General features: G+C 50.4%; 16 protein-coding genes. 6 read left to right on the top strand and 10 right to left on the bottom strand.

The window, feature by feature from the left end:
- The first annotated feature begins 261 nt into the window (after positions 1 to 261).
- On the top strand, positions 262 to 603 hold the full coding sequence (locus tag AAGJ81_15855) for a DUF3127 domain-containing protein (GenBank protein MEM0967622.1): 342 nt from the start codon (positions 262 to 264) through the stop codon (positions 601 to 603).
- A gap of 29 nt (positions 604 to 632) precedes the next feature.
- Here AAGJ81_15855 and AAGJ81_15850 read toward each other — a convergent pair whose 3' ends face one another.
- From AAGJ81_15850 to AAGJ81_15840, 3 genes are all read right to left on the bottom strand, one after another.
- Entirely contained in the window at positions 633 to 1,631 is a 999-nt protein-coding gene (locus AAGJ81_15850; GenBank protein ID MEM0967621.1) for a M23 family metallopeptidase, read from the bottom strand.
- A 46-nt stretch (positions 1,632 to 1,677) separates the two neighbouring features.
- Positions 1,678 to 2,169 carry a hypothetical protein gene (locus AAGJ81_15845; GenBank protein ID MEM0967620.1) on the bottom strand — a complete coding sequence of 164 codons (492 nt, stop codon included), beginning with the start codon at positions 2,167 to 2,169 and terminating at the stop codon, positions 1,678 to 1,680.
- A 126-nt stretch (positions 2,170 to 2,295) separates the two neighbouring features.
- A complete protein-coding gene (locus AAGJ81_15840; protein MEM0967619.1) occupies positions 2,296 to 2,799 on the bottom strand; it encodes a hypothetical protein in 504 nt (167 codons plus the stop codon).
- A gap of 92 nt (positions 2,800 to 2,891) precedes the next feature.
- On the opposite strand from AAGJ81_15840, the gene AAGJ81_15835 reads away from it, so the two are divergent.
- The gene (locus AAGJ81_15835) at positions 2,892 to 3,548 is read left to right on the top strand and encodes a metallophosphoesterase (GenBank protein MEM0967618.1); all 657 of its coding nucleotides are present in this window, start codon (positions 2,892 to 2,894) and stop codon (positions 3,546 to 3,548) included.
- An 8-nt stretch (positions 3,549 to 3,556) separates the two neighbouring features.
- Here AAGJ81_15835 and AAGJ81_15830 read toward each other — a convergent pair whose 3' ends face one another.
- Entirely contained in the window at positions 3,557 to 4,891 is a 1,335-nt protein-coding gene (locus AAGJ81_15830) for a thymidine phosphorylase (protein ID MEM0967617.1), read from the bottom strand.
- Between the two features lie 95 nt (positions 4,892 to 4,986).
- Here AAGJ81_15830 and argS point away from each other — a divergent pair, with 95 nt between their 5' ends.
- The 4 genes from argS to dprA are packed head-to-tail and all read left to right on the top strand — an operon-like array spanning position 4,987 to position 9,307.
- Positions 4,987 to 6,750, top strand: coding sequence for an arginine--tRNA ligase (gene argS / locus AAGJ81_15825; protein MEM0967616.1), 1,764 nt, complete (start codon positions 4,987 to 4,989; stop codon positions 6,748 to 6,750).
- 51 nt (positions 6,751 to 6,801) lie between these two features.
- Complete coding sequence (locus tag AAGJ81_15820) at positions 6,802 to 7,575, top strand: hypothetical protein (GenBank protein MEM0967615.1); 774 nt, start codon at positions 6,802 to 6,804, stop codon at positions 7,573 to 7,575.
- 24 nt (positions 7,576 to 7,599) lie between these two features.
- Entirely contained in the window at positions 7,600 to 8,139 is a 540-nt protein-coding gene (locus AAGJ81_15815) for an NUDIX domain-containing protein (GenBank protein MEM0967614.1), read from the top strand.
- Between the two features lie 25 nt (positions 8,140 to 8,164).
- Complete coding sequence (dprA, locus tag AAGJ81_15810; GenBank protein ID MEM0967613.1) at positions 8,165 to 9,307, top strand: DNA-processing protein DprA; 1,143 nt, start codon at positions 8,165 to 8,167, stop codon at positions 9,305 to 9,307.
- Positions 9,308 to 9,319: 12 nt separating this feature from the next.
- Here the strand turns inward: dprA and AAGJ81_15805 are convergent, their stop codons facing one another.
- The 6 genes from AAGJ81_15805 to AAGJ81_15780 form a co-directional block, all read right to left on the bottom strand.
- Entirely contained in the window at positions 9,320 to 9,664 is a 345-nt protein-coding gene (locus AAGJ81_15805) for a histidine triad nucleotide-binding protein (protein MEM0967612.1), read from the bottom strand.
- A gap of 26 nt (positions 9,665 to 9,690) precedes the next feature.
- Complete coding sequence (locus AAGJ81_15800; protein ID MEM0967611.1) at positions 9,691 to 10,179, bottom strand: hypothetical protein; 489 nt, start codon at positions 10,177 to 10,179, stop codon at positions 9,691 to 9,693.
- The gene (gene nrdR / locus AAGJ81_15795) at positions 10,176 to 10,625 is read right to left on the bottom strand and encodes a transcriptional regulator NrdR (protein MEM0967610.1); all 450 of its coding nucleotides are present in this window, start codon (positions 10,623 to 10,625) and stop codon (positions 10,176 to 10,178) included. The genes AAGJ81_15800 and nrdR overlap by 4 nt, the downstream gene beginning before the upstream one ends.
- 424 nt (positions 10,626 to 11,049) lie before the next feature.
- Positions 11,050 to 11,442: a hypothetical protein gene (locus AAGJ81_15790; GenBank protein MEM0967609.1), complete on the bottom strand. Its 393-nt coding sequence runs from the start codon at positions 11,440 to 11,442 to the stop codon at positions 11,050 to 11,052.
- Positions 11,426 to 11,911, bottom strand: coding sequence for a hypothetical protein (locus tag AAGJ81_15785; GenBank protein ID MEM0967608.1), 486 nt, complete (start codon positions 11,909 to 11,911; stop codon positions 11,426 to 11,428). The genes AAGJ81_15790 and AAGJ81_15785 overlap by 17 nt, the downstream gene beginning before the upstream one ends.
- A gap of 11 nt (positions 11,912 to 11,922) precedes the next feature.
- The coding region (locus tag AAGJ81_15780) for a hypothetical protein (protein ID MEM0967607.1) at positions 11,923 to 13,096 on the bottom strand (1,174 nt) is incomplete at its 5' end.

Below are 13,096 nucleotides of genomic sequence, written 5' to 3'. Positions count from 1 at the left end.
TGCCAGAGCATACGCCGAAGCACTTCCTTCTCCACCTCACCAAACAAACCCTCCCCATTCACCGTCCGGCTCATCACATGGTAGTAGCCCAACCCTCCCTCCACCAAACGCCTACGCCTTCGTTTCATGACGATGACTCAAAGCCAAACTATCAAGCCTGTCAAATAAAATAAACCTGGTTTATTTTGGTGTTTTACGTGGTTGAATTTGCGAGCTTGTCGTTTTGTTGACAGGCATTCCCAGTCATTTGATTATCTGGCCATGTTTGAGATTGAAGGGGTGGTTAAGGAACTTTTTGAAGACCAGACTTTTGGGAGCGGTTTTCGAAAACGGGAATTCGTCCTGACAACCGCGGGGAAATATCCGCAGGATATTAAATTTGAGTGTGTCCAGGATAAAATCGGCCAGCTTGAAGGCGTCAGCAAGGGTGATTCTCTCTCTGTGAAATTCGACATCCGTGGACGGGAATGGAAGGGGAACTATTACGTAAATCTAAACGCATGGCAGGTCACGTCCGGGGGAGGCTCTTCAGAGCCAGAATCAAACGATAGCGTTCCTCCGGTTTCCACGGCGGAAGATCCTGAAGACGACATCCCTTTTTAGTTCTCAGCCTACAACACCACCTCGGTCTGCTAAGGTCCAAACAATAATTCGAGCGATCGCCGTAGATCCTTTCCCGGGACAGCTCCACCGCCTCGGCGATCCAAAAGGTCGCGGCACAACTTGAAAGCGAGATCGGGATCATAATCAACCACCGCGATTTTCGAAGTTTGCTCCGCAAATGCGCTTTCTGGAGCCTCTCGCCACCTTAGAGGCAAGCCATAAGGGGAGAAGTCTATCTCCCACCCTCTTCTCTTGTTTCCTGCGGTCCGGGTTACCAAGCCTTGATTCCTCCTGATAAAGTCAGGCACACCCGGGTAATCGACTCGAACCGTCAAGGCCTTTGGTTGCCGCAACAGAAAATCCCGGGGACCGTCGATCTGCCCTCTTAACGCTAGCCGGTAAAATTTGAGCGGATCCCAACCAACAAGATTAATACCGCTCCAATCGCCGTGATGATTCTTTGATCCATACCCCTGTTGATCGTACCACCAACCAAACTCACTGTTTAATTGTAATCCGAGTTCGAAATGAAGATGAGCCCGGCTTTCCGGAATTGTGTAACCACCTGCCGTTGCACCCAATACGCCGACTACGGCTCCCTGTTCGATGTAAAGACCCGTTTTTATCTGAGGATCGACCGAACGTAGGTGGGAATAGAGTGTGTAAAAAGTGACGTCCTCGTATTCATGCTCCAAGACTACATAGATTCCGTAAGAAGAATTTCCAGCAACACGATTTACGTAGGCTATTCGCCCAGGGACAGCAGCAAAGACTGGATCCATAGACCTCCCTGCACGATCCCGCTCGATTGATTTTAGGTCGATACCTTCATGAAACCGATGCCCACCGTTCCGCGTGCAACCGTAGAGGCCTGATTCGATCCGTCCTGATCTCGTCGGTTGAATGTAATCCTCATAAGGTTTCCCCTCCAGAAAAGCTCGATTAGGAGTCGGCCAAACCAGGGGAAGACGATCCGCACAAACGGTCCCAACAATTGCGATAAAACAACCTAGAACTCTGAGACGCATAACACCCAGCTTCAGTGCACCATTGAGCCCGTTGTCTCTTGTAATTCTATCGGTTGTTGCGACGGAATTCGACCAAGGTCCGGTTCATTTCCTGGACCAATTCCCCGAGCTGTTCATCAGGCACCTCAAGAAAGGTGTAAAGGATGCCGTCGTCGATCATCCCATCAATCATACGCGCGCCAATGGGGACTTCGTTATCGAAGAAAACATAACGATAGCCCAGGTTGTCGCCAGAAGATCGAATGAGCTCACGAGACGCAGACGGCGTCAACAAGTACCGCACAGCAACACCACGCTCAACCCGCACCATTTCTATCCGAATAATATCCAAAGGTCCGAAAACCGGATTCCCAAAAATCCGAACTTTCGTCTCACTAACGGGGAGCGTCACGAACGGGTGCTCGGAACCCGGGACAGAACCAGCTGCCTCGAGATAAATCGTCGGGATATGAGGATCCTCTATGGTCATGGATCGACATCCCCAGAACGCGAAACTGACCAAGCCTGCAAGAACTACAATCGATAGATTTCTATTCATGGTGTTCGAATCACCCCTATTGGGCAGTGCCCCAATAGAAAAGGCAAGGACTCATCGACTTACGAGTCAAGGGATTCAACCCTCTTTTCGTTGGCACCGTTTCCGTTCCCACTCGCCCTACAGTCATTACCTTAGGATCACATCCAGATTACCTTTCAATTTTCGAAGAAGATTGCCCTCCATTATAACTGGTTTGACCTCGTATCTTCGATTCCGTTTCGGATGACGATAAACCTGGACGCCATCTGCCTCTGGACGTCCGACCGGGCGAAGAACACGTTTTCGTTCAAGGTGGAGGGCCAGCAAAAACCTGAGAGCAGCTTTCGTCTCATGTTCTTCATCTTGGGAATCAGGCTGTAAGCCAGACATCATCTGATCAAACAACTCATCAGCAGATTCCACCGCTGCACGCGCCGTCTCACGCTCACTTTGGTTGGAACGAAAAAGTCGAAGCCATTGAGCAATTGGGCGGTAATCCTTAAGAGAAACCTCCTCTTCAGGGTTAAAATCTAAACGAACCAATCCATCTTCGGAATGGCATAGGACAGACCGAACCGTCTGCCCCTCAAGAAAAGGCTCTTCTGACGTTGTTGATTTTCGAGAACCCTGCTGGAGATGCCATTCGTGCATGGGGGATCATCCAATTCTCGAAAGACTTCCATGACGAGGGAAAAGAAGGTTTTGAGGTGACGCCGCTCTCTTTTAGCCCATAAAAACTCTCCATGGCTGAAAGGATTATCGCTATCGGAGATGTGCATGGTTGCGCATCCGAGCTGGAAGATCTCCTCGAAAAACTATCTCCCAAGCGTAGCGATCATGTCTTGTTTTTGGGGGATTTGGTGAATCGTGGTCCAGAGAGCCATCGCACAGTCCAGATCGTCAGACGGAACCGTTTTGATAGCCTAATGGGTAACCACGAACACCGACTTTTAAAATACAGGCAGCACAGAGACCCCTCTATCCTGAAATCCTACGATTACGAAACCCTCCAACAACTGACTCTCGACGACTGGAACTTTCTATCGGAGATGCGTGCCTTCTACGAGACGAATGACTCCGATTTTGTGTGTGTTCATGGCGGGTTCATTCCTGGGAGACCTTGGCGAACACAATCGCTCTCGACAGTCTGCACCACGAAATGGATCTCTCCTAAGAGAATACCCCCACCAAAGAGAATGGGAGATCATTCGATCCACTGGTCGGAATTATGGGAGGGGCCGGCGACAGTCATCTATGGGCATACGCCAAACCCAGAACTTCGCTATGCGGCCCACACCCTCTGTATCGACACTGCCTGCGTATATGGCGGATACCTTAGCGCCTGCATTCTTCCCGAAATGGAAATCGTTCAGGTGAAGGCCCGCCGCGCCTACATCTAGAGGCGACGTTAGGCGACCCGTTCCACCACCAAGTCTGGAGTGTTGGGACGCTTTGGCGCAAGGCGGTAGGCTCCCTTGAGAAACTCCAAAGCAGCCTCTGAGTTCCCTTCATCGTTGTAGTGAATCATCATCAAAGGCTCCCCTTGTTTCATCTGGGTGCCCACTTTTTTGATTTCCGATATCCCGACCGCCGGATCGAGTGTGCCATTTTTCTTCTGCGCCAGCATCCTGACACCGCGGGCGATCATACCAGCGTTGATCGTATGGACATAACCTCTCTTCGGAGAAGGAAGCTTCTTGCAATGCTTTGCCTTCGGAAGCTTTTCAGGATCCTCGATCATTTTGATGTCACCGCCTTGAGCCCCAACCATTTCCTTGAATTTCTCCAAAGCAGAACCATCTTTCAGGTGCCGCTGAACCGTTTGCTTCGCCGAAAGGGTGGAACCCGCTACGCCCGAAAGGCGAACCACTTCCATCCCGAGCTTGAGAACCATTTCCTTCAGATCCTCCGGCCCCTCTCCTTTCAACAATTCGATGGCCTCCTTGATTTCAAGGGACGTTCCTACAGAATCGCCCAACGGCTGATTCATGTCCGTCACGAGTGCAACACAGCGGCGCTTCATCGAGCGGCCTACTCTGGTAATGGAACGGGCAAGTTGTTTCGCTTGCTCCAAATCCTGAATAAAGGATCCGTTCCCCCACTTCACATCGACCACCAGACTTTCCGCACCAGCGGCCAACTTCCGACTGAGAACACTTGCCGTGATCAATGGAAGACTCGGTATGCTACCACATTTCTGTCTCAGGGCATAAAGCGTCGCATCCGTCGGGGCGATCTCATCGTTCTGCTCGATGATAGCACATCCAGTCTTGTTCAACTGAGTGACAAAGTCGTCCAAAGGCATCGACTTTTTAAAACCTTTAATCGCCGACAATTTCTGTAAAGTGCTGATTTCCAACTCTTCATCTACGCCGTTTATTGTTGGCATGACCACACCGCAGGCCGCCGCAAGGGGCGCTAGAACAATGCTTGTTTTATCGCCGACACCACCCGTCGAGAACTTGTCAATTTTGGGCCTACTGAGCTTCGTCAGGTCGATCATTTCGCCCGAGAGCATCATCTCCTCGGCAAAAGTGGCTGTTTCGAGAGCAGACATTCCCTGAAAGAAAACAGCCATTAACAGAGCCGCCAATTGAGAGTCTGGGATCTCCCGATCCAAAACCGAATCAACAATGTAGCGGATTTCTTCTTCGGAAAATTCGCTCCCGTCGCGCTTTTTCTCGATTAGAGCCGAATAACTTGGCTTAACAAACTTTCGAGGCGAAACGATTTTCTTTCTCATTAATCAATTTTAATAACAACCTTGCCGGACCCCTTTTGCATCCGTAAAGCCTGACAGCTTAGCATATTACGAATATTCATGTCCAGCACCAATTTATGAAAACACCCTTTGATCTGCAGCACTCTCTCAGAGAATGGATTTCGGGAGTCGCCAAGAATCTCTCCGAGTTTCCTTCTAATTTCGATCCTCTGGTCCGTCCCGCAGATCCACGTTTTGGAGATTTTCAAGCCAATGGCGTTCTGCCCCTTGCCAAGCAACTTAGGAAAAATCCTCGAGAGCTCGCCACCGCATTGCTCGAGGAATTGACTCGTGATCCAAGATTCGGTCCAGCCCTCGTACAACTTTCCATTGCTGGCCCCGGATTTATCAACATTAGGCTCACTCCTTGTTTCCTGACGGATTGGTGCGGAAACTTTGACAACGAAGAACTCCTTTCCCGAGGACTGCAGCACTACTACGCAGGAAGAACTGTCGTTGTAGACTTCAGCAGTCCAAACACCGCCAAGCAAATGCACGTCGGCCACATTCGGTCGACCGTTATCGGGGAATCCATCTCGAGACTACTCGAGTTTTGCGGAGCAAAGGTAATCCGCGACAATCATATAGGTGATTGGGGGACCCAGTTTGGAATCCTCCTGCTCGCCGTTGAGGAGTTAGGATTCGACTTCGAAGAGAGTCCTGAGACGGCACTCTCTCTGCTGGAAGAACTCTACCGCAAAGGCAACCAACTCGTCGAAGAAGACCCTCAGAAAAGAGAACAGGCGCGCAATGAGCTCGTTCTTCTTCAGCGCGGCGACGAGCACCGGATGATGCTCTGGGAAAGGATAAACGAGATTAGTAAGCAGGCTTTCACTGCTCTTTATGAACAGATGGGAATCTCATTCGATCTCACTCTGGGAGAAAGCTATTACCGCGATAAGGTGGAGAAAGTTTGCGAATCTCTCGAAAGCGCAGGACTTGCCGAGATCAGCGAAGGCGCTTTTGTGGTCTTTCATCCCGAACACCCAAGATTTAAGGACCAGCCCTTTATTGTGCGAAAATCGGATGGAGCAAGCAATTATGCGACTACAGACCTCGCGACCGTTGAGTATCGATCCGAAGAGCTGAATGCGGACGAAATCGTGTATGTAACGGACAGTCGGCAACGAGACCATTTCGAGCAACTGTTCCTGACTGTCGATAAATGGTATTCATCCATCGGCAGAAGAATGCCCAGACTAACGCATGTATGGTTCGGCACGATCCTTGGAGAAGGAGGTAAAGCGATCAAAACGAGGAGTGGTGGTTCTGTAAAACTACAGGAGCTTCTCGATGAAGGTGTTGAGCGGGCACGCGCCATTGTGGAAGAAAAGAATCCCGATCTTGCCGTGGAAGAAAAAGAAACCATCGCGGAGACTGTTGGCATCGGAGCTATCTTCTACGCTGATCTTATGCAAAATCGAACCCAGGATTATCAATTCTCCTGGGACAAAATGCTGAGCTTTGAAGGAAACACTGCGCCCTACCTGCTCTACGCCGTCGCGAGGATTTACGCTATTTTCAGAAAAGCCGGCATTCCCCCAGAGGCCATGAAAGGCGAGGTCGAACAACTTTCAACGGAAGAGGAAATCCTTCTGGCGCGGAAGATGGTTCTATTCCCCATTGCGATTAGTCAGGCGATTCAAGATTTTCGCCCACACTTCTTGTGTGCCTACCTCTTCGAGCTCGCAAACGCTTTCAGTGCCTTTTACAGCGCAAACCGAGTCATGACGGATGATCCTAAAGAAAGGGAACGCCGCCTGATGCTTTGTGCAAGAACCCTTCTTTTCCTTGAGACGGGTCTGGAACTTCTTGGTATAAAGACGCTTCAAAAGATGTAAGGCCGGACAACCCGGATCCACAGCGAATGGTTTTTGTTCATCACTGCTTGAATGATCCTCCATTTCCTCGCGCTAGACACGGTTTTCGCAGTTGTCCTCTGGGCAATTTTAGGCGGCCTCACATTTGGTGTTTTCCTTGAGGCGGGTCCTCTACTGTGGACAGGTTCAGCGGTCTGGTTGGTCTACTGCGCCGACCGCTGGTTCGACTCATTGCCGCAAAGCCGGGAAACTCACCTTGGAGGCAGGCATCATTTCATGGTCCGTAACCGAGTAGGTGTAGCCACCTGTTGGGTGCTTGTCTGGCTAGTCTCTCTTGGTAGTGCTCTCGTTTATCTGCCAGCGAGAGCCCTACTGGTCGGAGGTGTTTTCACGGTCATTGCGCTAGTCTACCTAATACTGACTCAGACTCCGTCAAAGCGGGCCGTAGACTCCCTGCCTCCCGCCCTGATGAGTCTTATCGTCGGAACCGTTGTGGCGAGTGCCAGTCTTCTATTTCCGTTCCTTCTTTCGGGCGCCACAATATCTGAAACAGCACCAGTTTGGAGTCTCTTCGTAGGTGCGTTTTGGGTTCAGGCCTTCGTTACCCGTCTCTGGGAAAGCCCGGGAAAAAACTCAATTGTTTTCCCTGTGACGGTAGGTCTTCTCCTTTCGGCAATCGCACTCTATTGGAACATGAACGCTGTCGCGCTAGGCCTGCTCAGCCTCTTCCTTGCTCTCGCCATTTTCAACAAAGCTGGCCCGAATGAAAAAGTCTGCTGGGCTGACTGGATCCTCGGAGGGTCAGCAGGATTCGGAATTCTCGCTCACTTTATCCTCCACAATTGAGAACGGCCCTTCATTCTCACCCTCATGGTTGGAGCGAAGAAGGCCCCCTTTCGAATCAGCACGCTCATTTTTCTTCGAGACGAGAAAGAACGTTTTCTCATGCTCTTAAGAAACCGTTCTCCAAACCAGGGTAGATGGAGTCCAATCGGCGGAAAATTAGAGATGGGTTTTGGTGAATCGCCCTTTGAATGCGCGCGAAGGGAAACTATGGAGGAAGTGGGAGTTCAATTATCCGATGAGGATCTTCATCTCTTCGCCTATGTTTCAGAGAAGAACTTCGAAGGGGAGAAGCACTGGCTCATGTTTCTCTTTCACTGCCGCAAGAGACTGACTGAGCTTCCGCCTCCGATTGATGAAGGTTCCTTTGGGTTCTTTTCGAGAGAAGAGATCAACGATCTTCCCATACCCGATACAGACGATCGCCTTGTCTGGAGCCTGTTTGACCAATTTCACGAAGGATTTGCCGGCGTGCGTGCAGACTGTTCGAATCCCAAGTCGATGAATGCCATTCTGGAAACCCGAGTGAGCGAGCTCGTGCGGCCGTTTTTGCCGCGACCGTCCTAGGACGTCGCTCCACTTATGATCAAGGATGGAAGGAATTCAGGATAATGGACCGAAACACGTTTCCTCTGAGGATGCATGGATCGTCCTGAATGGTATTCCCCACTTGGGACCGATAACCCTACGCAGGCTTTTCGACCGGTTCGGGCCGGACCCAGCAAGAATTCTTCAGGCAAAGAGCACTGAGTTGAAAACCGTCGAAGGGGTCGGCGGAAAGATCGCTGAATCGATCGTTCGTTGGCCCAATCACTTCGACTTGGAGAGGGAGAAGCGGCAGCTAGAAAAACACCAGGCTGAGTTCATTCGCCAATCCGACACCGCCTACCCGAAGATCCTCGAAGAAATCTACGATCCCCCAATCGGTTTATACGCCTTGGGCTCGCTCCGCTCATTCTCGCCGGCGATCGCCATCATAGGCTCCCGTAGAACGACGCTCTATGGAATTCGGACGGCCAAAGCCTTTGCCGGTAGCCTCGCTCGGCGAGGAATTTGTATCGTAAGCGGACTGGCTAGTGGTATCGACGCCGCTGCTCATGAAGGAGCACTCGAGGTTGGTGGAGAAACGGTGGCTGTTCTCGGAAATGGAGCTGACATCGTCTATCCGACAGAGAATATCCATCTGTTCCAATCGATCAAAGAACGCGGGTGTATCCTTACCGAGTTTCCTTTTGGTTATCGGGCTAATCGCCAGTCCTTTCCAATGAGGAACCGGATTGTTGCTGGGATGAGTATCGGAATATTGGTGGTGGAAACAGATATTTCCGGTGGAAGCCTGATCACCGCAAGGTTTGCCGGTGATCAAGGAAGGCAGGTCTTTGCGATCCCGGGACGGATTGATCAGTCGACCAGCGCCGGATGTCACCAACTGATACGGGATGGAGCCACTCTAGTCACATCAGCAGAAGAAATAATCGAGCAACTCCGGCTAGATGAACTGCCAATGCCCACCACTTTGGAGATTCCCGACGATGGCGATCCCAAATTGAAGACATCATCCACGCCGGAAGAGACCCTGATCGAAAATTGCCTAGCTGATGGCGAAATTCTACACCCGGATCAAATCGCAACCTCAACAGGCCTCGAAACGGCTACCGTGAACGCTACTCTAATGCTCCTTGAGCTACGCAAAGTCGTTCGCAAGAGAGCCGACGGCCGTTTTGAAAAGAGGTAACCCAAACTGATCTTAACCCGGCGGCCAGCTCATTTGGCGACCACCCAACAGGTGGACGTGGAGGTGCGGCACGCTCTCACCGCCATGTTTGCCGTGGTTGATCACCACCCGAAATCCGTCTGCCAGTTCCATCTCCCTCCCCATTTTTCCGGCAACCAGCAAAAGGTGACCCAAAAGAGCCTGATCGGCTTCCGACGCCTCACCCACTCTCGGAATGACCTGACGAGGGATGACCAAAAGGTGGGTAGGTGCTTGAGGGTCGATGTCCCGCAAAACTACACATTCGTCGTCCTCATAGAGAAAATCTCCGGGGATTTCACCCTGAATAATTTTCTGGAAAAGCGTCTTCTCACTCATGGCCAAGCTCAGTCGCCGTCAAGGGCCTAGGAAACCAAGAGCGTTACCGGTGATCCCTTTGAACGTGCCCAGAGACTTGCCCGTTCCTCCAGAATCTCTATCTGCTCCCGTCGCTCCCGTTCTGCCCTTTGAGACCATCGCTTCGCCGCAGGCCGAACCGAATCCTTCAACCCTGTAACGACCAAAACTCCAGGCTGCCCCTCTTTCAGTTGTTCCAAGACCCGGTCGAGAGCCGCGCCCAACCAGAGAAAACCACCGGAAAACGAAGATGCATCCAGAACTTTCAACAAGACCTTCGCGTCCTTGTTTTGATACCACTGAATCAGTTTCTCAATAACGCCCGCGGAGGGCTCTACGCTGCCATCCTTTTCTCGCCAAGCAAACCGGATAGCCTCGTCTACTTGCTCTGCGACCCCCATCGATTTCGGGAAAATCGATCCTAGAAGGCCATTCGCAGTCCGTATTTCGGACAAACGCCTGCGTTTCATCCGAAGCGCATGCTTCTCCCGATTCATCGATTGAAAACTGAAATCTCTTGTTCCAACTCCGCGATATCACGGATGTCTTTGTAAGCGATCGCAAAGCGCACATAAGCGATCTGGTCGATCAGCTTCAGTCGGTTCATGATTTCTTCCCCAATGGCTTTAGTCGGGATTTCATCGAAAAACTCCTTCTGAAGGGTATCCACGATATCTGCGATCATCATCTCAACCCTCTCCATCTCGACCGGGCGACCCTCGATCGCCTTGCGAATCCCTTTCATCACCTTGTTCCGATCAAAGTCTTCCCGACTCTGATCCATTTTGATGACCCTTAGATTCTCGCGCAGCACTTCCTCGGTCGTAGTAAAACGAAACCCGCAGGAAATACACTCCCGCCGCCGCCGAATCGACGTTTCCGTTTTTCCGACTCTCGAATCTACAACCTTAGTCTCGGTTGAACTGCACTTTGGACATCTCATAACCCGCCTTACCGTTGGATTGAGACATAATGTTCCACTCGAAATTAGCAAGTAGAAAGGTCCTTCCTCAATCTATGAAGAACGACATCATGCAGACCCTACAGCCAGCAATGAACCTTGAGGGCGCACAACGGTTCGACCCGTCTCAGTCCGAATAAGGCACTCCACTTTTGCCGAGGACTCGGCCAATAACACTTTATGTCAAAACCTGCCCCTTCCGAAGGAACTTGAGACTGCCAGGAAGGATACAGGCGGGATTGGACTTAAAGATTTTGGACGACAGCGGAGGCCGCCCAAGATAAAAGGGGTTGCCCGGGCGGGGCACAGGCGGGTGCGGGAGGCTGTCTACACGAGCCTGGAGTTGAGGCTCTGGATCGGGTCGGAATCAAGCAGAGGATTTCCTGCGGATTGCTGGGTAAATGGTTCATTCGAATCGATAAATTCGGTTGTTACGGGTTTTCTCTGTATCCTCGGTCATGATTATCTGACCGTCTTCCCCTGCTACAATGAGACCCCAACTATCTCCAATTCCACCGCCGCTGAGGACGATTTTTACGTATCCATCATCTACGAAGACATATTGGGGATCTAGATCAGAAACTGATTTTGGCCATGAATTCCTTGGAAGGTCGAAGCCTTTGGGATAGGACCGCAAAAGGATTTCGCAATCATGGACGAGATCCTCGGGATTGCTTATTCGTGGCCAAGGGATAGCCACTGACCTGTAGATCGAATACGAGGTGAGAATGAAAACGATGATGAGTAACGCGAAAACGAAGAGGCCTAACTTCTCCTTTGGTTTAGAGAGTAACTTCATTCGCAATCTCGATAATCAATATTTGAATCGGAATGTCGTTGCCCCACGCAGCTCGAACAGCAATTGCGGACGCGTTCGCTTCTAGTGTTGCATCAGTGATTCCATGGCGGGCATGCATATCGATTTCATGGTCAAGTTCTTCAATAAGTCCTTCGACAGCCTCGATAAATTCATCGCTATATTTTCCGCTATTCGCTGAAGCGTCATTCTTAATGCTCTCAAGTTTTTGCTTCGCTGATGGAAGCTTCCCCTTGAAGATCGCATCATGGAAACTAGAGGCAGTGATCGCAGGGGCGTAATCAGGATTCTGATCTATTAGATCCTCAAGATACTGGTCCAATTGCACCATCTGATTGTTGTTCCAAAGGGATTCAACTTGGGAATAAATCTCCGAAGAGCTAGGGCTCTGAGCAAGCCCTGTGACCACTCCAAAGATTAGGAAAACGATAATTTCGGAGAATAGCTTCATTGATTGCCTTACTAGTTTGCGGTTGTTGGAAGGTCTGGATCAGGCCTATTCATTGTAGATTTCGAAGGATCCATCGGATAGGGAGAAGGCCATAATTTCTCTTCGATTAGATCTTCATCGCTTTGCATCAATCGCAAAACAAGTTCCCGGATTGGATCGTCAATTGCAATGTCTGGATGACGATACAACTGACTCCCGAGGTAAATGGCGATACCCGCAGAAGATGAATCTAGTCCTTTCCCTCTTAGAATCGAGTTCACGTGCCCTCCTGCAACAAGATGAAAATGAGAATATCCCCAGTGATTACCAAATAGTGACCACAGAGCCAAATTAATCTTACTTCCGTGGATCACGTACCCATTGACTGTCACATATCCGTATTCTCCTCCTCTACGGATTGTGGATTGGTATCTTCGACAAGGTGACCGTTCTTCGGAGTCTACGGGATCAAGAGTATAGTCGAAGAAAGATCCAGAGATTAAGGACCATGTTTTGAATACTTGATAGCGCGTAACAAAAGGAACCATGCTATAGTTTGCATCCTCCGTAGCTCGCAAATGAGACCTTGCCCACGGTCCAATAGATGCTGCTTCCGCTTGAAACCACTCAGTTATATCGGCTCCAGCCAATGGAAGCAAAAGTGATGTTCTGATCTTCTGGCCCCCAACGTCCACGTCGAATTGATAAAGACCTCCGGTCTTCGGATTGGCGTACGTGGCCTTTGACATGTTGGCATCTTCAAGAGAGCCAGAATCAGGTCCTCTGACCTTCTCCCATTGGAACGAACCTGGAAGACCTGAGGTTACGGCCCTTAGCGTTACATCAAAATTCTCGACGTCGTAGTCCTGATCTATGACGTCTTCGTAAAAGACAACGAGTGCTGGATCTTTTCGCTGTCGATCACATGGGTCTATATCATCACTCGCAATTTCACCGAAGATTTGAGGATTTCGAAGAATGACGGGATCGATTCTAACATCCTCCTCGCCAAAGTAATCTCCACTGGCTGCCTTATCTGAGTCTAACTCCACCTTGAGGAGACTGAGGTACCACGAGCCATAAGTTCCTCCGCTACCCGAATTTTGTTCGGAGATGATCTGGTAGGGTAAATCAACTGGCTGGCCGTTTCTCAAAAACTCCTCCCCCGTCCAACTGAGGATGCTTTCTGAGATGTCAGGCGGATTC

The organism is Verrucomicrobiota bacterium (genome assembly GCA_038744685.1).
GTDB lineage: Bacteria > Verrucomicrobiota > Verrucomicrobiia > Opitutales > Puniceicoccaceae > Puniceicoccus.
The sequence above is the reverse complement of the archived record's forward strand: the minus strand, read 5'-3'. Positions and strand labels throughout refer to the sequence as shown.